Raw genomic sequence first — 19,679 nt, 5'->3', positions numbered from 1 at the left:
GGCTGGGTGCACTGTAGGAGGGGCTTCAGCCCCGACAGACAGTGTCCGAAGCCGGTGCAGTTCCCGACTTCGTTCGTCGCGGCTGAAGCCGCTCCTACAAGGGGCTCACGGCGGGCTGGCTGGGTGCACTGTAGGAGGGGCTTCAGCCGCGACAGATAGTGTCCGAAGCCGGTGCAGCTCCGACTTGTTTGTCGCGGCTGAAGCCGCTCCTACAAGGGGACTTGCGACGAGCCGGCCGGGTGCCCTGTAGGAGGGGCTCCAGCCCCGACAGATAGTGTCCGAAGCCGGTGCAGTTCCGACATCGTTTGTCGCGGCTGAAGCCGCTCCTACAAGGGGCTTGCGGCTAGCCGGCTGGGTGCACTGTGGGAGGGACTTCAGTCCCGACGGCATCCGAAGCCAGGGGTCATCGCTGCATTTGTCGCGGTTGAAATCGCGCCTGCAGGAAAGCATCCGTCATGCCGCGATCGCCGCCTGCTCGCCTCTCACGCCGAGCGCTCACGCGCCAGCGAACGGGGAGCGACCATAGAACCGTGTCAGATGCGCAGCCACGTCCGGCATCTCGCGCTGCAGCCGCTCCGGCGCGGAGAAATGGTATTCGCTGACCACCGCGAAGAATTCTTCCGGCGCCTCGGCGGCGTAGGCGTCGATCTCGCTGCCGCGGCCGCGGTCCACGCGCTTGCAGAACGCGTCGTAGCTGCGCTGGAAATCCGCGGCCCAGCGCCGCTGCCAGTCGCGCGGCAGCGGCGGCGTGCCGTCCAGTGCGCCGTCGAGCACGTCGAGCTTGTGCGCCATTTCGTGCACCGCCACGCAGTAGCCGGCATGCGGGTCGTCCAGGTCCGCCTGCACATCGGCCCAGGACAGGATCAGCGGGCCGCTGTCCCAGGATTCGCCGATCAGCTCGTCTTCCCATTCGTGCAGCACGCCGGCCGCATCGACATGGCTGCGCTGCACGCGGAACGCATCCGGATACACCAGCACTTGCGACCAGCCGCGCAGGCCCTCGGCGCCGAACTCCAGCAACGGCAGGCAGCATAGCGCCGCAAGTACGGTTCGCTGCGCCGCATCCAGGGTCAGTCCGTCCAGCGGCGAGATGGTCTTGCGTTGCAGGAAGTGCGTGGCCAGCGTGCGCAACGTGTGCTCGCGCTGCGCATCCAGTGCCGCCACCCACGCGCAGCGCTGCCGCACCAGGTGCCAGGTCGCATCGTCGATCGCAACAGGCGTCGGCAGTAGCCAGCGCAACCAGCGTGGGATCAGCGGAACATCCCCGGTAGGAAGCTGTGCCACTTGGGCATGCGCAGGCGCGGCACCAGGTCGCTGTCGCTGCCGCCGCCGCTCGGTGCCGCCGGCTTGGCCGCCGCGGCGGGCGGGCGCGCCGTCGAGGCCGGGCGTGCCTGGACGGCGTCCGCGTCGGTGCTGTCGGCGTAGACGCAGTCGTTGCGCTGCTTGCTCACCAGCGCTTCGGACGCGTGGACGGCGGCCAGCGGGAGCAACAGCAGGATCAGGCACGGCAGGGAGCGGCGCATCGTCGGCATCCAGGGCGAACGGCGGTGAATCCCGATTCTAACGCGGTTTTCACCCCGTGCAGGCCGGCGCTGGGCGCGGGGCCGGCGCTTCCCGCATACTTTTCCGTTCCGAGTCACGTCTTCAGGGGCGTGTGGATTGAAACGAGGCGATGGAATCGGCGTGGACGAGCGCGAACTACTGGCCCGGCTCAGCCAGGGCCGCCTTTCCGGCGACGCCCTGGCGCGGTCGTTCGGGCTGACCCGGGCTGCGGTGTGGAAGCGCATCCAGGGCCTGCGCGCGGCCGGGGTGGAGATCGACGGCCGCGCCGGCGAGGGCTACGGGCTGGCACGGCCGCTGGAATTGCTCGAGGCCGAGCGTATCCGCGCCGCGCTGGCGCCGGCCGCGCGCGACGAGCTGGCCGGGCTGGAGATCGCCTGGAGCCTGGCTTCCAGCAACAGCACGCTGCTGGCGCGGCCGGCGCCGGCGCGCGGCAGCGAAGTGCTGCTGGCCGAGCGCCAGACCGGCGGCCGCGGCCGCCGCGGCCGGGTCTGGACCTCGCCGCTGGCGGCGCATCTGTACCTGTCGGTGGCGCGCGGCTTCGACGGCGGGCTGGGGCGGCTGGGCGGCCTGAGCCTGGCCGCCGGCGTCGCCGTGGCCGAGGCGCTGCGCGCGGCCGGCTTCGCCACGGTCGGGCTGAAATGGCCGAACGACCTGCTCGCCGACGGGCACAAGCTCGGCGGCCTGCTGGTCGAAGGCGGCGGCGAGTTCGCCGGGCCGGCGCGTGCGGTGATCGGCCTGGGGCTCAACGTTCGCATGCCCGCGGCCAGCGCCGCGAGCATCGGCCAGCCATGGACCGACCTGGCCACGCTGTCCGGCGCCGACGCCGAGGTCTCGCGCAACGCGATCGCCGCCACGGTGCTGTCGCATCTGCTGCCGGCGTTGGCGCTGTTCGACGCGCAGGGCCTGGCGCCGTTCCTGCCGCGCTACGCCGCGTTGGACCTGCTCGCCGGGCGCGCGATCCGCATCGACGAGGGCGGCGTCGCGCGCGAGGGCGTGGCGTTGGGCCTGGCCGAGGACGGCGCGCTGCGGGTCGCCTTCGCCGATGGCGAGCGCCCGCTGCATGCCGGCGAAGTCAGCGTGAGGCCGGCATGAGCGACTGGTTGTTCGACCTGGGCAATTCGCGCTTCAAGTTCGCCGCGCTGGAACGCGGCCGCGCCGCTGCGGTGCAGGCCTGGCCGCACGGTGCCGAAGCGATGGACGCGGCCGCGGTGGCGGCGCTGCCGCGCGGCGACACCGCCTATGTCGCCAGCGTCGCCGCGCCGGGACTGACCGCCACCGTGCTGGATGCCTTGCGCACCCGCTTCGCGCAGGTGCGGGTGGCGCGCACCGAGGCCGCCTGCGCCGGCGTGCGCATCGCCTACGCGCAGCCGCACAAGTTCGGCGTGGACCGCTTCCTGGCGCTGCTCGCCGCGCACGGCGACGGCGATGTGCTGGTGGTCGGGGTCGGCACCGCGCTGACCCTGGACCTGCTCGACCGCGACGGCCTGCACCACGGCGGGCGCATCGCACCGTCGCCGACCACGATGCGCCAGGCGCTGCAGCAGCGCGCGGCGCAACTGCCGGCCGAGGGCGGCGACTATCACGAGTTCGCCGCCGATACCGCCGATGCGCTGGCCTCCGGCTGCGACGGCGCGGCGCTGGCGCTGATCGAACGCAGCCTGCAGCGGGGCGAGGCACTGCTGGCGCGGCGGCCGCGGCTGCTGCTGCACGGCGGCGGCGCCCCGCCGTTGCTGCACGCGTTGCCGGCGGCCGAGCAGCGGCCATCGCTGGTGCTGGACGGGCTGGCGCTGTGGGCGCAGGCGCACGCCGCGGCCGGGTCCGCCGGGTAGAATCCGCGCATGCTCGTCCGCGCCCTGCTCGTCGTCCTGACCATTCTCAATCTCGGCGTCGCGCTGTGGTGGGCGACGCAGCCGCAGACCCCGGCGCCGGCACCGATGCCGGCGCTGCCGGCCGGGGTGGCGACGCTGCAACTGGTGCAGGCGTCCGCGGCCGCGCCACAGGCCGCGTCTGCGGCACCGGCGGCTTCCACTGCGGCGCCGCCCCCTGCCGTCCACGCCGCGCCCGCGCCGGCCGCCGACGTTCCGGCCGCCAGCGCTCCTGCAACGGACGCAGCTGCGTCCAGCGCAGTGACGGCGACCGCAGCGCCAGTAACGGCCGCCGCGTCACCGCCGCCCAAGACACCCAGCGTTGCAGCGGCCGCTGCTGCCGAGCCTGCCGCCGCCGCCCCGGTGTGTCTGAGCCTGGGTCCGTATCCGGACCGCGCCGCCGCCGAGACCGCCGCCGCCGCGCTCGGCACCGCCGCGCCGCGCCCGCGCCTGCGCGAGGTCGGCGACGGCGATGCCACCAACTTCCGCGTGCTGCTGCCGACCATCGGCGGCGAGGACGGGGTCAAGGCCGCGGTCGATCGCATCGTCGCGGCGGGCATCCGCGACTATTACCCGATCCGCGAGGGCGACGCCGGCAATGCCATCGCCCTGGGCCAGTACCGCAGCCGCGAAGGCGCCGAACGCCGCAAGGCCGAACTGGCCAAGGCCGGCTTCAACGTCGATCTGATTCCCAGCGGCGGCAGCGGCCAGTCGCGCTGGTGGCTGGACCTGCGCACCGACTCCGCAGCGCAGGCCACGGCGCTGCGCCGGCAACTCGGTGCGCAGCGGCAGCGTGCGCTGGACTGCGCCACGCTGCGCTAGAATGCCGCGCTGCGACGGCGTAGGTCGCGTGCGGCCGGCGCGGATCGCGGTCCAGCGCCGCCGCCGCGATATGCCACAGCGGCCTGCCAGCAGGTAGACTGCGACGGCCCGCAGCGCGGGTAGTGCAGTCCTCGTGCCGCTTTAGCTCAGTCGGTAGAGCAACTGATTTGTAATCAGTAGGTCGTCCGTTCGATTCGGACAAGCGGCACCACTTTTCGCATCGCATCGCACAGGCCAGCGCCACGCTGCGCCAACCCCATGCCGGTCGACTGCATGCACCTGCAAGCGCCGCGCTGCACTTCCCATGTGTTTCCGGCAACCAGCGCACAGCGCCGGCGCTCGCCTGCTGCGCCGCGGCGGGTCGCGCTGCAAGCGGCTCGCTAGACTGGCGCACATTTTTCGCTGGAGCGCGTCCGCATGAATTCCTCTTTTCTGCCGGTGTCCCTGATCGGCGTTCCCACCGACATCGGTGCCGGGCACCGCGGCGCGCGCATGGGGCCGGAGGCGCTGCGCATCGCCGGCCTGCACGAGGCGCTGGCCAATCGCGGCATCGAGGTGCGCGACCTGGGCAACCTCGACGGCCCGCGCAATCCGTGGCAATCCCCGGTCGCCGGCTATCGCCACCTGGACGAAGTGGTGGCCTGGAACCGCGCGCTGATGGAGGCCAGCTACGCCGAACTGCGTGCCGGGCGCATGCCGATCATGCTCGGTGGCGATCATTGCCTAGGCATCGGCTCGATCACTGCGGTGGCGCGGTATTGCCGCGAGCAGGGGCGCAAGCTGCGGGTGCTGTGGCTGGATGCGCATTCGGACTTCAATACCAGCGAGGTGACGCCGTCGGGCAATGTGCATGGCATGCCGGTGGCCTGCCTGTGCGGGCTGGGGCCGCAGGCGCTGACCGAACTGGGCGGCACCGCGCCGGCGCTGCGCCCGGAGCAGGTCCGCCAGATCGGCATCCGCTCGGTGGATCCGGACGAGAAGCGGCTGATCAAGCAGCACCGCATCGACGTGTACGACATGCGCTACATCGATGAGATGGGCATGAAGCGGACCATGGAGGCGGCGCTGGACGGGCTGGACGCCGATACCCACCTGCACGTCAGCTTCGACGTGGATTTCCTCGATCCCAGCATCGCTCCCGGCGTCGGCACCACCGTGCCTGGCGGGCCGAACTACCGCGAAGCGCAGCTAGTGATGGAGATGATCGCCGACAGCGGGCGCATGGGCTCGCTGGACATCGTCGAACTCAATCCGGTGCTGGACCATCGCAATCTGACCGCCGAACTGGCGGTGGACCTGGTCGAGAGCCTGTTCGGCAAGTCCACGCTGATGCGCGATTGAGGCGGTTTTCGATACGAAACTGAATATTGCCACGCTTCATTCACGTGAAATCCACAGTCGTGAAGTCAGATTCACCGCCAGACGGTAGCTCGGCAACGGCTATCGCCGCCGCCCCAGACCCGATCCACTGCGAGGAATCCACAATGAAGCGACTGCTCACCTTGATGATGCTGACCCTGTTCTGTGCAGGCATGCTGACTGGCTGCAACACCATGGCCGGTGCTGGCAAGGATATGCAGAAGGCCGGCGATAAGGTGGAAACCAAGGCCGACGATTGCAGCGACGGCAAGTGCTGATCGATCGTCCGTAGCGGCTTGGCGTCGACCGATTAGCCAATGCGTAACCCAGCGCGGCACATACGCCGCGTTCCCATGACCAAGAAGGAGTAAGACCTATGAAGCGTACTTTTGCGTGGATGCTGCTGGCGATGTTTTCGGTGGGCCTGCTGTCGGGCTGCAACACGGTTGCCGGAGCCGGCAAGGACGTGAAGAGCGCCGGCGAGAAAGTCGAAGACGCCGCCAAGAACTGAGCCTAGCGCTCGGTGACGAAAGACGGGTCGGCTTGCCGGCCCGTTTTTTTTGCGCGTTTTCGCCATCGCGATGGGTGTTGGTGGTAAACGCTTCAGCGCTCTCATGCGCCGTTGACGGTGCATTGATCGATCGGCAACGGTCGCGGCGCGATGCTGCGCACGCGGTTCAATCGCCGCGAACATCCAACGAGAGCGAGGCTATGAACAAAGACATCATTTCCGGCAAGTGGACCCAGCTCAAGGGCAAGATCAAGGCCCAGTGGGGCGACCTGACCGACGACGATTTCGACGTGGCCAGCGGCAACGCGCAGTACCTGTCGGGCAAGCTGCAGGAACGCTACGGCTGGGATCGCGACCGCGCCGAAAAAGAGGTGCGCACGTTCCAGGACGGCCTGGGCAAGGAATACCGCGACTGAGGCGCGCGCTGCGCTCTGACGTAGAAACGGGCCGCGATGCGGCCCGTTTTTCGTTTTGCGCGCTGGTGCAGGGTTCAGCGCGACGGCGGATCCGGCACGAAGTCGCCGGGAAAGGCCTGCGGTACGTCGGCCACGCGCGGATAGAAGCGCGGCCGCGGGATCACCCCGCGTGCGACCAGCCGCGCACGACTGTCGTAGCGCAGTTGCAGGCGCTGCCGCGGCACGTCGCTGGCGCGTTCGAATTCGGTGACGCTGGACGGCGACCATTCGCGTTCGCCATGGCCGGTGCCCAGGCGCTGCATCTTGCCCTGCACCGCATCGCTTTCTGCGCGTGCGGCTGCGGCAGGGGGCGCTGCCGCGATCGGCGCTGCAGCGCGCTCGCGGTCTTCCTCCACGCTCGCCTGCGGCACGATCTCCGGCGCCTCGTCGAACACCGCCATGCCGATCACGCCGACGTTGTCGGGGCGGCCGGTGCGCGCGGCGTAGCTGTCGGCGAGGTCGGTGAACACGAACTGCGCGATCTCGCGCTGCGACTTGCGCCAGCCGGCGATCTCGCTGCTCTGCCATGGGTCCAGCACGTAGCCGCGCTGGTCGCTGGACGCGGTCTGCCCGCTGACCGCGTTGACCCCGTCCACCGACAGCACCACCAGCACGCGGCGGTCGCTGCGGTTGGTCAGGCGCAGCGCATAGCGGTGGCCCGGCTCGGCGGCGATCCAGCGCTCGCCGCGCTGCTTGTATTGCGGCAGGTTGGCGCCGTCGGCATCGCGGTCGATCACCTCCAGCGCCACCAGCGGCGCGGGCGCGGGCGGCGCAGGATAGGGGCGGAAACCGCACAACAGGCCGATGCACAGCAAGGCGATCGAGATCGGGCCGATCGGGCGGGGCGAAAAAAACAGGCGGGCGGGCTTGCGCATCACGGCGACTCCACGGAAGGGACCTGCTGTTGAACGCGCCATGCGTCGGAACGGGGTTGCCGTGCAGCGGTTAAACTCGCCGGGTTATCCATTGGCCGTCGATTCTCCGCATGACCACCCGCGTCCTTACCGGCATCACCACCTCCGGCACCCCGCACCTGGGCAACTACGTCGGCGCGATCCGCCCGGCGTTGCAGGCCAGCCTGCGCCCCGGCATCGAGAGCTTCTATTTCCTGGCCGACCTGCACAGCCTGATCAAGGCGCAGGACCCGGCGCGTACCCAGCGCTCGACCCTGGAGATCGCCGCCTCGTGGCTGGCGGCCGGGCTGGATCCGTCGAAGGTGTGGTTCTACCGCCAGTCGGACGTGCCGGAAACCAACGAGCTGACCTGGTTCCTGACCTGCGTCGCCGGCAAGGGCATCCTCAACCGCGCCCACGCCTACAAGGCGGCGGTGGACAAGAACCGCGCCGATGGCGAGGACGACGACGCCGGGGTCAGCGCCGGGCTGTTCATGTACCCGGTGCTGATGGCCGCCGACATCCTGCTGTTCAACGCGCAGCAGGTGCCGGTGGGCCGCGACCAGATCCAGCACATCGAGATGGCGCGCGATTTCGGCCAGCGTTTCAACCACGTCTACGGCCGCGACTATTTCACCCTGCCCGAAGCGCTGATCGACGAGAACGTGGCGACCTTGCCCGGGCTGGACGGGCGCAAGATGAGCAAGAGCTACGACAACACGATTCCGTTGTTCGCCCCGCGCGAGGAACTGAAGAAGCGCGTGTTCTCCATCGTCACCGATTCGCGCGCGCCGGGCGAGCCGAAGGACACCGAGGGCTCGGCGCTGTTCCAGCTGTATCAGGCCTTCGCCAGCGCCGAGGAAGCCGCCGCGTTCGCGCAGGCCTTCGCCGACGGCATCGGCTGGGGCGAGGCCAAGCAGCAGTTGTTCGCGCGCATCGATGCGGAGATCGCGCCGATGCGCGAGCGCTACGAGGCGCTGATGGCACGCCCGGGCGACATCGAGGCGATCCTGCGCGACAACGCGCAGCGCCTGCGCGCGCGCTACGCCACGCCGTTCCTGGCCGAACTGCGGCATGCGGTGGGCCTGCGCGACCTGTCGCTGCGCGACGCCGGGCACGCCGATGCGGCAGAGGCCAGGCAGGCGTTGCCGAGCTTCAAGCAGTACCGCGAAGGCGACGGCCGCTTCTACTTCAAGCTGCTCGATGGCGAAGGCGCGCTGCTGCTGCAGAGCGGCGGCTTCGAATCGCCGCGCGACGCAGGGCGCGTGATCGGCGCGCTCAAGCAGGCCGTGCAGGCCGATGCGCTGCAGATTCCGGACCTCACCTTGGCGGTGCCGGTCGAGGCCGTGCTGGCGGCGCTGCAGCGGTTGCGCGACGCGGGCTGAGGACAGAAAACGGTCCAGGCCAGCAATGTTGTGGGAGGGACTTCAGTCCCGACGAGGCTTTGGCGGTAATGCGTCGGGACTGAAGTCCCTCCCACAAAAAGCCCAGGATCGCAGCTGGCTGTAACCGCGAGTTACCCGCGCCGCGCTCCCCAGGAATGCATGTCGCGATGACAAGGCCGGGGGCATGGATTGCCTGGAGGCCGAGGCGTAGCCAAGCAGGGCTGGCAACAACTTCCATACGGCCTAGAATGGAGCTTCGCCCAGCCACCGCCCTGCGCCATGCCACGCGACCCCAGCATCCATCTCATCGACACCGGCTTCCAGCGCGCGCAGTTCGATGCGGCCTACCTGATCGTGGAGAACGGGCGCGGCGCGTTCGTCGATTGCGGCACCAGCCACTCGCTGCCGGCCATGCTTGCCGCGCTCGATGGCGCCGGCCTGGCGCCGGGCGACATGGACTGGCTGATCCTGACCCACGTGCACCTGGACCACGCCGGCGGCGCCGGCGCGCTGCTGCAGCAGCTGCCGAACGCGCGCCTGCTGGTGCATCCGCGCGGCGCGCCGCACATGATCGATCCGGCGCGGCTGATCGCCGGCGCCACCGCGGTGTACGGCGAGGCCGAGATCGCGCGCAGCTACGGCACGATCGTGCCGGTGCCGGCCGAGCGCGTCGTCGTCGCCGAGGACGGCCATCGGCTGCGGTTGGGCGAGCGCGAACTGCTGTGCATCGATACGCCCGGCCACGCGCGCCATCACCTGTGCGTATGGGACGCGCGCAGCCGCAGCTGGTTCAGCGGCGACACTTTCGGCCTGTCGTACCGCGAACTGGACAGCGCGCAGGGCGCGTTCGTGATCCCGACCTCCTCGCCGGTGCAGTTCGATCCGGAGGCGATGCGCACCTCGATCCAGCGCATGCTCGGCCATGCGCCGGAGACGCTGTATCTGACCCACTACGGCCCTGTCGGCGCGGCGGACACGCTGGCGGCGGATCTGTTCGAGCAACTGGACGCGATGGTGGCGATCGCGCGCGGCTGCGACGGGCGTTCCGATCGCCATCGCTGCCTGGTCGCCGCGCTGAGCGCGCTGTACCTGGAGCGCGCGCGTCTGCATGGCTGCCCGCTCGACGATGCCGGCGTGGAGCGGGTGCTGCAGATGGATATCGAGCTCAATGCGCAGGGTCTGGCCTGCTGGCTGGATCGCTGAGAGGCCGGGATTCGGGATTTGGGATTCGGGATTGGGAAGAGCGTGTGTCTGCGCTCCTCGTGTCTCTATCCGTCTCATTGCTGTTTCGTGACGGCGCCACGCTTACACTGTGCAGCCAGGTTTTTCAGGTCGTTGCCGTGAATCCGATGCGCATGTTGCTGCTGTCCGCCTGCCTGTTCATGGGAGGCGCCGCGCAGGCGGCCAACGAGGTGCTGCCCGGTGGCGGCATCGATGCCGAAGCGCTGGAGCGGCATGTGCGCACGCTGGCATCCGATGAATTCGAAGGCCGCGCGCCGGCCACGCCGGGCGAGGACAAGACCATCGCCTATCTCAGCGAACAGTTCCGTCTGGCCGGCGTGCAACCGGCGGGCGACGACGGCGGCTGGACCCAGGCGGTGCCGCTGGTGCGTGCGCAGGTGGACGGGCCGGTGACGGCGACGTTGCGCGTGGCCGGCGCGGCGCAGGCGCTGGTCAACGGCGAGGACGTGGTGCTGCAGAGCCTGCGCCCCGGCAGCAAGGTGACGTTGAAGGACGCGCCGCTGGTGTTCGTCGGCTACGGCATCCATGCGCCCGAGCGCGGCTGGGACGACTACAAGGGCGTGGACCTGAAGGGCAAGATCGCGGTGATGCTGATCAACGACGCCGACTTCGAGACGCCGCAGCCGGGCGCCTTCGACGGCCGTACGGTCACCTACTACGGGCGCTGGACCTACAAGTACGAGGAAGCCGCGCGGCAGGGCGCGGCCGGCGTGCTGATCGTGCACGAGACCGCGCCGGCCGCATACGGTTGGGCCACGGTGAAGAGTTCCGGGCTATCGCCGCTGTTCGACATCGAGCGCAGCGACGCGCAGGCGCGGGCGCAGCACGTGCCGGTGCGCGGCTGGATGCAGCGCGCGCTGGCGGTGTCGCTGTTCCAGCGCGCCGGGCTGGATTTCGAGGCGGAGAAGCAACGTGCGCAGCGCGCCGACTTCCGCCCGCAGGCGCTGGGCGATGCGGCGCTGTCGGTGCGCTTCGCGCTCAAGCGCGAGCGGGTGGTCACCCACAACGTGGTGGCCAAGCTGGAAGGCGCCACGCACCCGGAGGAGACCATCATCTACTCGGCGCATTGGGACGCGTTCGGCATCGGTGCGGCCGACGCCAGCGGCGATCGCATCCGCCGCGGCGCGATCGACAACGCCACCGGCGTGGCCAGCGTGCTGGAACTGGCGCGGGTGTTCGCCGCCGGGCCGCGGCCGCAGCGCACGCTGTATTTCATCGCGCTCACCGCCGAGGAGAAGGGCCTGCTCGGCGCGACCTATTACGCCGCGCATCCGCTGGCGCCGCTGGCGACCACCGTGGCGGTGATCAACAGCGAGATGTTCAGCCCCGACGGCGCCACCCGCGACATCGCCTCGTGGGGACGCGGGCGGGTGTCGCTGGAGCGCGACCTGGCCGCCGCGGCGCAGGCGCGCGGCCGCGCCTATTCGCCGGATCCGAACCTGGAGGCGGGCTTCTTCTACCGCGCCGACCACTTCGCCTTCGCCCGCGCCGGCGTGCCGGCGATCACCGTGGGGCCGGGGCTGGACAAGCTGGAGGGCGGCGTGGCGGCAGGCAAGGCGATCCGCGACCGCTATTTCGCCGACTGCTACCACCAGCCCTGCGATCGCTGGAGCGCGTCGTGGGATCCGGCCGGGCATGCCGCCGACACGCTGCTGCTGTACGACCTGGGCCAGCGCCTGGCCGACAGCCGCGAGTGGCCGCGCTGGGACGATGGCTCGGAGTTCAAGCCGGCGCGCGATGCGAGCGAGGCCGCGCGGCGCTGAGGGTGGTGGTGTCAGCCCGCCTGTCGCTGGCCTGGGCACCCTGCGCGCTCCCGAACCTGAGCGCTTTCGCTGAAGTAGCCTCTCAGCGCGCTCAAATCCGTCGCGGTATGGCCTGCGCGAAGAAATCGGTGGCATGTCGCACCCGGGCGGGCACGAAACGACGTCTCGGCCAGATGATGTTGATGTCTCTGGTCTCGTCCAGAAATTCGCCGAGGATGCCGATGACGTCTGGACCCCGGAGATCGTCGATAAAAGACGCCTGCGTAAACAGCCCTATGCCCACGCCGTCCAGGACGCCAGCCCGGATCGCTTCGACGCTATTGGACGTGAGCGTTCCGCCAACCGACACGCTGAACCGACCGTCGGGTCCGACGAATGGCCAATGCGTCGATTCCGTCATCCCGCGATACACCAGGCAATTGTGATCCACGAGATCGGCCGGCGTCTTCGGTATGCCGTGTTGCTCGAAGTAGCGGCGCGATCCGACGCATACGAGCGGCGTGCTGGCAATGCGCCGGACGATGGCTTCCGGATCGTTGACGGTCCCCACCCGGATCGCAAGATCGATCCCGTCTTCAATCATGTCCCGGACGAAATCCGAAAGGACGAGGTCCACCTTCAGGCCGGGGTGGCGCGACAGCAGGCCGGGGATCACCGGCAAGACGTGCAGACGGCCAAACGTACCTGCCGCAGCGATCCTGAGCAGACCCGAGACGCCCTTCGTGCTTTGGGTCAGCTCGCTGTCGGCGTCGTCCATTTCGTCGAGAAGTGGCTTTGCCCGATCGTAGTACCGCCGGCCCTGATCGGTCAGCGTCACGCTGCGCGTGCTCCGGTTGAAAAGCGCCACCCCGAGGCGCTTTTCGAGGGCACCGACGGCCTTGCTGACCGACGACTGTGAATCCCCGGTCCGGCGCGCCGCCGCGGTGAAGCCACCCGCCTCTACGACGGCGATGAAGGCACTGAGTTCCTGGAAACGATCCAAATCATTCCCCCGAAGAATTAATGTTATCGCGTTCAAGGGGATTATCCCCGGCTACGGCATTGCCCACAATCGCCTCTCTCCACGATGAGAGGGTTCGGCGTCATGCAGATCGATCTCACTGGCCGCAAGGCGGTCGTCACGGGTTCTACCGCCGGTATCGGTCGCGCCATCGCCGCAGGCTTGGCCCGCGCAGGCGCCGCGGTGGTCATCAACGGGCGAAGCGAGCAACGGGTGGACGCGGCGCTCCGGGAGCTGCGCGAGGCCTTGCCGAACGCCGACGTCATCGGCGTCTGTGCCGACCTCGCGACGCTCGCAGGCGCGGCGGAGTTGTTCGCGCGAGCGCCCGATGCGGACATCCTGGTCAACAACGTGGGAGCGGGACGCATGACATCGTTCTATGAGGTTCCCGACAGCGACTGGATCGATCTCTTCCAGTTGAACGTCATGAGCGGCGTTCGCGCATCGCGCCACTATCTGGCGAACATGAAGAAGCGCGGCTGGGGTCGCGTCGTCTTCATCAGCAGCGAGTCCGCGCTGGCCGTGCCCAAGGACATGATCGACTACGCCATGACCAAGACCGCCCAGCTCACGATCGCGCGGGGCCTGGCCGAGGACGTCGGTGGCACGGGCGTGACGGTGAATTCGGTTCTCCCCGGTCCGACGAATTCGGAAGTCATGGATGGCTGGATGCAGGCGACTGCGCAGGCGCAAGGCATTACGCGGGAGGAAGCGGAACAGCAGTTCCTGAAAACCATGCGCCCGACCTCGCTCCTCAACCGGTTCACCACCACCGAAGAAGTCGCCAACCTGGTCGTTTATGTCTGTTCGGAGCAGGCCTCGGGCACGACGGGTACGGCGCTGCGCGTCGACGGTGGCGTCGTGCGGACGATCGCCTGAAGCAGCTGCTTACCCCACGCATCTACCGAGGAAACACGCTCATGCATCATGTTGCAGCCCACAAGATAAGCCCGGCGCCCCTGTCGTTCGGGCTCAGCGGCAAGCGCGTGGTCGTCGTCGGCGGCAAGCGGGCGATCGGCTTGGGCGTTGCCCGCGCAGCGCACGCCGCCGGCGCCCGCGTCACGGTGGCCAGTCGCCGCGAGGTGGCGATCGAAGACCAACCCGAGCTTGCCGCGTTCGAGCAGATCGCCCTGGACATGCGTGACGAGGCGGCGGTACAAGCCGCGTTCGAATCCATCGGGCCGTTCGACCACCTGGTGGTCACCGCGGGACCGGAGATCGGATCCTGGGGCTCGTTCATGGACCCGGACATGCGCGGCGTCCGTAGCTACATGGAGGGCAAGTTCATGGGGACCTGGGCTTGCGCCCGCCATGCCGCTGCGCACCTGGCGCGCGACGGCTCGATGACATTCCTTACCGGCGGTATTGGAGCGAGGGCGAAGCTTGGCATGGCGGCCGTCACCTCGACGTTCGCCGCTGTCGACGCGTTGTCGCGTTCCCTCGCACTGGACCTGGCGCCCGTCCGGGTGAACACGATACGGCCCGGTTTCATCGACTCGGAATTTTGGGACGCCCTGCCCGCCGACGATGTCGAGGCCCTGCGCAAGAAGGTCGCGACGGCGTTTCCTGCGCGTCGGGTCGGCACGATCGCCGACGTCGGGCACGCGGCGGTGTTCCTGATGACCAACCCCTATGTCACCGGAACCGTCCTCGAGGTCTCCGGCGGGGAGTTGCTGGTCGACTGGCTATTCTGACCGACATCCCAGGACGGGCCGCCGTCACACCCGGGCGGCGTCGAAAACACTACGATTCCTCGCGCCACCTTGACGCGAGGAATCATGCAGATGAAGACGCTGGCAAATGCTGTCCTGCTCGGAGTCCTACTGACGAGTGTCGCGCATGCGCAGACCAACGCAGGCAATCAGAACCCCGACCCTGAGCTCCCTTTCAACGTCACCAAGGTGGCCACCTTCGATCTGCCCTGGCGCATCGCGTTCCTGCCTGATGGCCGCATGCTGATCACCGAGAAGGTCGGTCGCGTGCAATTGGTGACCCCGCAAGGCGCCAAGACCGAGGTCAAGGGCGTGCCAGCCAGTTACGTGGAAGGCCAGAACGGCATGCTGGGCGTGTTCCTGTCGCCCCACTACGCCATCGACAAGAGTGTGTACCTGACGTATGTCGCACCCGGCGACTACGGCGGCGGCCTGGCTATGGGCCGAGGCAGACTCGTGATGGAGGGCAGCGAGGCCCGGCTGGACAACTTCAAGGTGCTGTGGCGCCAGATGCCGACGGGCAAGGGCGGCCAGGCTGGCGCGCAGATCGCCTTTTCGCCGGACGGCAGGTACCTGTTCCTCACGGTGGGCGACCGCCAGCGCTTCACGCCGGCACAGGATCTCAATCAGCCGGTAGGCAAGATCCTGCGGTTGACGCTGGACGGCAAGCCCGCGCCGGGCAACCCGTGGGCAGGCAGGGGCGGCGCGCGCACCATCCCGCTGATCGATCCGGCGAGCGATACCGAGGCGGCCAAGACGGCACCGGTGGTCAGCACGTATACGTTCCCCATATCCAACCTCACGCCGGCCGAAACCTGGTCCATCGGCCACCGCACACCTTACGGCCTCGCCTTCGCTCCCGACGGTCGGCTGTGGGAGCTCGAGCACGGTCCCAATGGCGGCGACGAACTGAACCTGATCCAGCGCGGCAAGAACTACGGCTGGCCGTTGGTTTCGTATGGCGTCAATTACAACGGCGTGCCGATTCCCAAACCCGAGACGCGGCCCGATCTTGCCAGGCCGGCGATCTATTGGGTGCCGGTGATCGCGCCCGGCAACCTGATGTTCTACAAGGGCACCCTGTTCCCGCAGTGGAAGGGCAGCGCGTTGATCAGCGGCCTGGTCAGTCAGGGCATCATCCGCGTCACCGTCGATAGCAAGGGCGGTGCCACCGCGGTCAATCGTTGGAGCATCGGCAAGCGCATCCGCGATGTCGAGGAAGCGCCGGATGGCTCGCTGTGGTTGCTGGAAGATGCCAAGCCCGGTGGCCTGTTCCGGCTCACACCGAAATAAGCGCACAGGCGGTGTCCCTCGCGATGGCGGGTGCGCCCGCTCAGTCGCGAGGAACCGCCGCCATGCGGAAGGTTATCGACCGGTTCAGACAGTGTCCGCAGCCGGTGCAGTTTCCGGTTCCGTTCGTCGCGGCTGAAGCCGCTCCTACAAGGGCCTTGCGGCGAGCTGGCTGGGTGCACTGTAGGAGGCGACAGACAGTGTCCGCAGCCGGTGCAGTTCCCCGCTTCGTTCGTCGCGGCTGAAGCCGCTCCTACAAGGGGCTTGCGGCGCGTCGGCTGGGTGCACTGTAGGAGGGGCTTCAGCCCCGACAGACAGTGTCCGAAGCCGGTGCAGCTCCCGACTTCGCTTGTCGCGGCTGAAGCCGCTCCTACAGGGGTTTGCGGCGAGCGTGCTGGGTGCACTGTGGGAGGGACTTCAGTCCCGACACAGGCGAGTCCGCCGGCACAGCGCATCGATGGGCCGACTTCGCCAGAGCTGTGTCTGCGCAGAAGAGCGAGTGCGCTATCACGATCGTGCATCGTCGATGCGTCGCGAACAGGGCGCGTGCGCCACGTGCAAAACAGCGTGCCACGCGCGTCGCGCCGCGCTGCTGTCGCTGGCCGCCGCCGCTGGCCTAGAATCCATCTCCACACCGCCCGGTCCTTCTGCGCATGTCGTCTCCGCCTTCTCCCGTCGCCGCCGTTCCTGCGCGCGGCGGTTTCGTCGTCCTTGCGCTGCTGCTGGTCTACGTGGTCTGGGGCTCGACCTATCTGGCGATCCGCTTCGCGCTGGAGGGCGGCACGCCGCCGCTGAGCATGGTGTCGGGATTGCGCTTCGTGGTCGCGGGCTCGCTGCTGTATGCGGTGCTGCGCTGGCGCGGCGTGGCCGCGCCGACGCGCGCGCAGTGGGGGTCGCTGACCGTGCTCGGCGCGTTGCTGCTGTTGTGCGGCAACGGCATGGTGGTGCTGGCCGAGCGTGAGGTGTCCTCGGGCCTGGCCGCGGTCGCGCTGGCCTCGGTGCCGTTGTGGATGGCGCTGTTCGGCGCGCTGCGCGGGCAGCACGCCAGCCGCGGCGAATGGTTGGGCATCGTGGTCGGGTTTGCCGGCGTGCTGTGGCTCAACGCCGGCAGCAGCCTCAGCGCCAGCCCCAAGGGCCTGGTGCTGCTGTTGATCGCGCCGATCGGCTGGGCGTTCGGTTCGGTGTGGTCGCGCGGACGCGATCTGCCGACCCCGTTCATGGCCGCGGCCGGGCAGATGCTGTGCGGCGGCGTGCTGCTGATCGCCACGGGTTTGCTGAGCGGCGAACGTTCGCACGGCTGGCCGACTCCACACGGGCTGATGGCAGTCGCCTACCTGTGCGTGTTCGGTTCGATCGTGGCATTCACCGCCTACGTGTGGTTGCTGCAAAACGTGCGGCCGGTGTTGGCCGGCAGCTATGCCTACGTCAATCCGGTGATCGCGGTGGCGCTGGGCAGCTGGCTCGGCGGCGAACGCTTCAGCGCCAGCGACCTGGGTGCGATGGCGGTGATCCTGGCCGGCGTGGTGGTCATCACCGTGGCGCGGACGCGGCGATGAGCGTCACCGAGCAGGAGACGCGCCGCGGCCTGCTGATCACCGCGCTGACCTTCGCGCTGTGGGGTGTGGTGCCGGTGTACTGGCATCTGCTCAAGGGGGTGCCGTCGGCCTACATCATCGCCCACCGCATCGTCTGGAGCGCGGTGCTGGTGGTGGGCTGGCTGCTGTACAGCGCGCGCCTGCAGTGGTGGCGCAGCATCGCCGCGCAGCCGCGCGCGCGGTCGATCCTGGCGCTGAGCAGCCTGGCGATCGCGTTCAACTGGGGCCTGTACATCTGGGCGATCAACGCCGGCCATGTGATCGAGGCCAGCCTGGGCTACTTCATCAATCCGTTGGTCAACGTGCTGCTCGGCGTGCTGGTGCTGAAGGAGCGGTTGCGCGCGTTGCAGTGGCTGGCGGTGGCCTGCGCCGCGCTCGGCGTGGCGTGGCTCACCGTCGATGCCGGTGCGCTGCCGTGGATCGCGCTGAGTCTGGCCGCCTCGTTCGGGCTGTACGGCCTGCTGCGCAAGCTGGTGCAGGTGGATGCGGTGGCCGGGCTGGGCGTGGAGAGCCTGTACCTGTTCCTGCCGGCGTTGGGCTTCGTGCTGTGGAGCGAGAGCGGGCACGGCGGCGGCTTCGCCGCCGGTTGGGGCTGGCGCAACGATCTGCTGCTGGTGTTCGGCGGCGTGGTCACCGCGGTGCCGCTGATCGGGTTCGCCTACGGCGTGCGGCGCATCCCGCTGTCGCTGGTCGGCTTGCTGCAGTACATCGCGCCGAGCCTGCAGTTGCTGCTGGGGGTGTGGTTCTTCCGCGAACCGTTCGACAGCGGCAAGGCGATCGGCTTCGCCGCGATCTGGGTCGGGCTGCTGCTGTTCGCGGGCGAGAGCCTGTGGCGCTCGGGTTGGGGGCGGCGAGGGGCCGGGATTCGGGATTCGTGATTCGCAAGAGCCTGCTCCCAGAAGTCGCACCGGTCGCCTGCGCAGTCCGCTGTTACGAATCCCCACTCCCGAATCCCCAATCCCGGCTCAACTGCGGCCGACGCTCGCAGCCGGGCTGCCCGTCAGCTGCTGCCCGGCGTCCACGCGCGGCGCCAGCGGCGGCGGGCAGTGGCCGTCGTGGCGCTGCGCCGGCAGTTCGGCGAACCAGTCCTCCACGGTCGGCGCCAGCAGGTCCAGCCGCATCGGCAGGCTGATGTGGTTCTCGCCGGGCATTTCCAGGTAGTGCGCGCGCGGCGCGTCCAGCGCCAGCAGGCGGCCGTGCGCGACCGGGATGTGCTGGTCGGCGCTGCCATGCAGCAAGAGCAGGCAGGCCGGCGCGGTGCGCGCGGCGGCGGTCACGTCGACCTGATCCAGGTTCAGCGCCAGGCGCTGGTTGGCGTTGGCGATGACCGCGTCCAGGTTCTGCCCGCCGTAGCGCCAGCGCGCCAGGTCCATCGCCGCGCTGGCCATCAGGCCCTGCGGGCGGCTGGCGAGCATGTGCGGGATCATGTCGCGGATGCCGCGGCCGGCGTTGGCGAAGGATTCCATCGCGACCACGCCGTCGACGTCGCCGCCCAGCTTCTGCGCGGTGAACAGCGCGGTGGCGGCGCCGTAGGACACGCCGAACAGGTACAGCGGGCCCTGGATCTCGCCGCGGGCGCGCAGTGCGCGGATCACCGCGACCACGTCGTCGGACTCGCGCGTGCCGTAGCCGGCCGGGCCGCCGCCGGAGCGGCCGTGGTTGCGCAGGTCGATGCTGATGCTGCGGTAGCCGGCCTGGGCCAGGTCCAGCGACCACGGCAGCAACGAATCGCCGTCCATCATCCAGCCGTGCAGCAGCACCACGGTGCCGCGCGGGGCGGCGTGGGTGCCGGGCTGCGGCGCGGCCACGTCCATCGCGAAATCGGCGCGCTCGTGGCCGTTGGCGTCGCGGCCTGCATGCTCGTAGCGGTAGCGCATGCGGTAGTCGCCCGGATCGATCGCACGCCAGAAGATCGGGATGCCGGCCGGGGTGAGCACGTGCCCGCTACGGTTGGGCAGCGTCGCCAGCAGGCCCTGGATGCGTTCCTCGTCCATCAGCGGCGACACGCCGCCCGGCGCGACCAGGCGGTCGCTGAGCGAGGTGGAGGTGCGCGCAGCCAGACAGCCGGCGGCCAGGCACAGGCTGGTGCAGAGGACGAGCAGCAGGCGGAGGCGCGACGGCATGGCGATAGGCGGTGGGTGAACGGCCGCGCAGGCTAGCGCCTTCGCCGACGCGGCTCTACCGCAATTGGATGACGAAACGATGACGCGGTGCGGGTACGGGG

20 protein-coding genes and 1 tRNA gene are annotated in these 19,679 nt (G+C 69.2%); 16 read left to right on the top strand and 5 right to left on the bottom strand.

The features are described from left to right. Window positions 1–495 precede the first annotated feature (495 nt). Window positions 496–1,284 carry a M90 family metallopeptidase gene (locus HEP75_RS20620; RefSeq protein ID WP_185824760.1) on the bottom strand — a complete coding sequence of 263 codons (789 nt, stop codon included), beginning with the start codon at window positions 1,282–1,284 and terminating at the stop codon, window positions 496–498. After that, window positions 1,251–1,523 (bottom strand): hypothetical protein, encoded by a 273-nt coding sequence (locus HEP75_RS20615; RefSeq protein WP_185821406.1) that lies wholly within the window; start codon window positions 1,521–1,523, stop codon window positions 1,251–1,253. Before HEP75_RS20615 ends, HEP75_RS20620 begins: the two co-directional genes overlap by 34 nt. Before the next feature lie 160 nt (window positions 1,524–1,683). On the opposite strand from HEP75_RS20615, the gene birA reads away from it, so the two are divergent. The 8 genes from birA to HEP75_RS20575 all read left to right on the top strand — a co-directional run bounded on the left by birA (window position 1,684) and on the right by HEP75_RS20575 (window position 6,536). After that, complete coding sequence (gene birA, locus HEP75_RS20610; protein WP_255423926.1) at window positions 1,684–2,655, top strand: bifunctional biotin--[acetyl-CoA-carboxylase] ligase/biotin operon repressor BirA; 972 nt, start codon at window positions 1,684–1,686, stop codon at window positions 2,653–2,655. Then, window positions 2,652–3,392 (top strand): type III pantothenate kinase, encoded by a 741-nt coding sequence (locus HEP75_RS20605; RefSeq protein WP_185814374.1) that lies wholly within the window; start codon window positions 2,652–2,654, stop codon window positions 3,390–3,392. Before birA ends, HEP75_RS20605 begins: the two co-directional genes overlap by 4 nt. A 9-nt stretch (window positions 3,393–3,401) precedes the next feature. Then, window positions 3,402–4,250, top strand: a complete 849-nt coding sequence (locus HEP75_RS20600; RefSeq protein WP_185824759.1) for an SPOR domain-containing protein — start codon at window positions 3,402–3,404, stop codon at window positions 4,248–4,250. 135 nt (window positions 4,251–4,385) lie between these two features. After that, window positions 4,386–4,461 (top strand) — tRNA-Thr (locus HEP75_RS20595). A gap of 206 nt (window positions 4,462–4,667) precedes the next feature. Beyond that, entirely contained in the window at window positions 4,668–5,591 is a 924-nt protein-coding gene (rocF, locus tag HEP75_RS20590; RefSeq protein ID WP_185821402.1) for an arginase, read from the top strand. 143 nt (window positions 5,592–5,734) lie between these two features. Continuing rightward, window positions 5,735–5,887 (top strand): entericidin A/B family lipoprotein, encoded by a 153-nt coding sequence (locus HEP75_RS20585; protein ID WP_185814371.1) that lies wholly within the window; start codon window positions 5,735–5,737, stop codon window positions 5,885–5,887. A gap of 98 nt (window positions 5,888–5,985) precedes the next feature. Next, entirely contained in the window at window positions 5,986–6,120 is a 135-nt protein-coding gene (locus HEP75_RS20580) for an entericidin A/B family lipoprotein (protein WP_003469322.1), read from the top strand. Window positions 6,121–6,320: 200 nt separating this feature from the next. Then, window positions 6,321–6,536, top strand: coding sequence for a CsbD family protein (locus HEP75_RS20575; protein WP_145703764.1), 216 nt, complete (start codon window positions 6,321–6,323; stop codon window positions 6,534–6,536). Window positions 6,537–6,610: 74 nt separating this feature from the next. On the opposite strand, the gene HEP75_RS20570 is transcribed toward HEP75_RS20575, so the two are convergent. Then, the gene (locus HEP75_RS20570; RefSeq protein ID WP_185824758.1) at window positions 6,611–7,450 is read right to left on the bottom strand and encodes a hypothetical protein; all 840 of its coding nucleotides are present in this window, start codon (window positions 7,448–7,450) and stop codon (window positions 6,611–6,613) included. 110 nt (window positions 7,451–7,560) lie between these two features. Here HEP75_RS20570 and HEP75_RS20565 point away from each other — a divergent pair, with 110 nt between their 5' ends. The 3 genes from HEP75_RS20565 to HEP75_RS20555 all read left to right on the top strand — a co-directional run bounded on the left by HEP75_RS20565 (window position 7,561) and on the right by HEP75_RS20555 (window position 11,858). Then, on the top strand, window positions 7,561–8,853 hold the full coding sequence (locus tag HEP75_RS20565; protein WP_185824757.1) for a tryptophan--tRNA ligase: 1,293 nt from the start codon (window positions 7,561–7,563) through the stop codon (window positions 8,851–8,853). Between the two features lie 279 nt (window positions 8,854–9,132). After that, window positions 9,133–10,056: an MBL fold metallo-hydrolase gene (locus HEP75_RS20560; RefSeq protein ID WP_185824756.1), complete on the top strand. Its 924-nt coding sequence runs from the start codon at window positions 9,133–9,135 to the stop codon at window positions 10,054–10,056. Between the two features lie 146 nt (window positions 10,057–10,202). Next, entirely contained in the window at window positions 10,203–11,858 is a 1,656-nt protein-coding gene (locus HEP75_RS20555; RefSeq protein ID WP_185826684.1) for a M28 family metallopeptidase, read from the top strand. Between the two features lie 91 nt (window positions 11,859–11,949). On the opposite strand, the gene HEP75_RS20550 is transcribed toward HEP75_RS20555, so the two are convergent. Beyond that, window positions 11,950–12,876 carry a LysR family transcriptional regulator gene (locus tag HEP75_RS20550; protein ID WP_255423588.1) on the bottom strand — a complete coding sequence of 309 codons (927 nt, stop codon included), beginning with the start codon at window positions 12,874–12,876 and terminating at the stop codon, window positions 11,950–11,952. A gap of 66 nt (window positions 12,877–12,942) precedes the next feature. On the opposite strand from HEP75_RS20550, the gene HEP75_RS20545 reads away from it, so the two are divergent. The 5 genes from HEP75_RS20545 (at window position 12,943) to rarD (ending at window position 18,333) form a co-directional block, all read left to right on the top strand. Then, window positions 12,943–13,737 carry an SDR family oxidoreductase gene (locus HEP75_RS20545; protein ID WP_185824755.1) on the top strand — a complete coding sequence of 265 codons (795 nt, stop codon included), beginning with the start codon at window positions 12,943–12,945 and terminating at the stop codon, window positions 13,735–13,737. A gap of 41 nt (window positions 13,738–13,778) precedes the next feature. After that, entirely contained in the window at window positions 13,779–14,552 is a 774-nt protein-coding gene (locus HEP75_RS20540) for an SDR family oxidoreductase (RefSeq protein WP_185824754.1), read from the top strand. Window positions 14,553–14,642: 90 nt separating this feature from the next. Continuing rightward, window positions 14,643–15,863 (top strand): PQQ-dependent sugar dehydrogenase, encoded by a 1,221-nt coding sequence (locus HEP75_RS20535; RefSeq protein WP_185824753.1) that lies wholly within the window; start codon window positions 14,643–14,645, stop codon window positions 15,861–15,863. Window positions 15,864–16,513: 650 nt separating this feature from the next. Further along, window positions 16,514–17,416 carry a drug/metabolite exporter YedA gene (gene yedA / locus HEP75_RS20530; RefSeq protein WP_185824752.1) on the top strand — a complete coding sequence of 301 codons (903 nt, stop codon included), beginning with the start codon at window positions 16,514–16,516 and terminating at the stop codon, window positions 17,414–17,416. Next, window positions 17,413–18,333, top strand: coding sequence for an EamA family transporter RarD (rarD, locus tag HEP75_RS20525; protein ID WP_185824751.1), 921 nt, complete (start codon window positions 17,413–17,415; stop codon window positions 18,331–18,333). Before yedA ends, rarD begins: the two co-directional genes overlap by 4 nt. Window positions 18,334–18,420: 87 nt before the next feature. On the opposite strand, the gene HEP75_RS20520 is transcribed toward rarD, so the two are convergent. Next, on the bottom strand, window positions 18,421–19,578 hold the full coding sequence (locus HEP75_RS20520; protein ID WP_185824750.1) for an alpha/beta fold hydrolase: 1,158 nt from the start codon (window positions 19,576–19,578) through the stop codon (window positions 18,421–18,423). Window positions 19,579–19,679 lie beyond the last annotated feature (101 nt).

Origin of the sequence: Xanthomonas sp. SI (genome assembly GCF_014236855.1) — a bacterium.
Lineage (GTDB): Bacteria > Pseudomonadota > Gammaproteobacteria > Xanthomonadales > Xanthomonadaceae > Xanthomonas_A.
This window is presented reverse-complemented; position numbering and strand designations above follow the sequence as displayed.

Bases quoted from the DNA above. Each gene is read 5' to 3' on its own strand.
- HEP75_RS20615 (WP_185821406.1), bottom strand. From the start codon at position 1,523: ATGCGCCGCTCCCTGCCGTGCCTGATCCTGCTGTTGCTCCCGCTGGCC.
- HEP75_RS20605 (WP_185814374.1), top strand. From the start codon at position 2,652: ATGAGCGACTGGTTGTTCGACCTGGGCAATTCGCGCTTCAAGTTCGCC.
- HEP75_RS20600 (WP_185824759.1), top strand. From the start codon at position 3,402: ATGCTCGTCCGCGCCCTGCTCGTCGTCCTGACCATTCTCAATCTCGGC.
- rocF (WP_185821402.1), top strand. From the start codon at position 4,668: ATGAATTCCTCTTTTCTGCCGGTGTCCCTGATCGGCGTTCCCACCGAC.
- HEP75_RS20585 (WP_185814371.1), top strand. From the start codon at position 5,735: ATGAAGCGACTGCTCACCTTGATGATGCTGACCCTGTTCTGTGCAGGC.
- HEP75_RS20580 (WP_003469322.1), top strand. From the start codon at position 5,986: ATGAAGCGTACTTTTGCGTGGATGCTGCTGGCGATGTTTTCGGTGGGC.
- HEP75_RS20575 (WP_145703764.1), top strand. From the start codon at position 6,321: ATGAACAAAGACATCATTTCCGGCAAGTGGACCCAGCTCAAGGGCAAG.
- HEP75_RS20570 (WP_185824758.1), bottom strand. From the start codon at position 7,450: ATGCGCAAGCCCGCCCGCCTGTTTTTTTCGCCCCGCCCGATCGGCCCG.
- HEP75_RS20565 (WP_185824757.1), top strand. From the start codon at position 7,561: ATGACCACCCGCGTCCTTACCGGCATCACCACCTCCGGCACCCCGCAC.
- HEP75_RS20560 (WP_185824756.1), top strand. From the start codon at position 9,133: ATGCCACGCGACCCCAGCATCCATCTCATCGACACCGGCTTCCAGCGC.
- HEP75_RS20555 (WP_185826684.1), top strand. From the start codon at position 10,203: ATGCGCATGTTGCTGCTGTCCGCCTGCCTGTTCATGGGAGGCGCCGCG.
- HEP75_RS20545 (WP_185824755.1), top strand. From the start codon at position 12,943: ATGCAGATCGATCTCACTGGCCGCAAGGCGGTCGTCACGGGTTCTACC.
- HEP75_RS20540 (WP_185824754.1), top strand. From the start codon at position 13,779: ATGCATCATGTTGCAGCCCACAAGATAAGCCCGGCGCCCCTGTCGTTC.
- HEP75_RS20535 (WP_185824753.1), top strand. From the start codon at position 14,643: ATGAAGACGCTGGCAAATGCTGTCCTGCTCGGAGTCCTACTGACGAGT.
- yedA (WP_185824752.1), top strand. From the start codon at position 16,514: ATGTCGTCTCCGCCTTCTCCCGTCGCCGCCGTTCCTGCGCGCGGCGGT.
- rarD (WP_185824751.1), top strand. From the start codon at position 17,413: ATGAGCGTCACCGAGCAGGAGACGCGCCGCGGCCTGCTGATCACCGCG.
- HEP75_RS20520 (WP_185824750.1), bottom strand. From the start codon at position 19,578: ATGCCGTCGCGCCTCCGCCTGCTGCTCGTCCTCTGCACCAGCCTGTGC.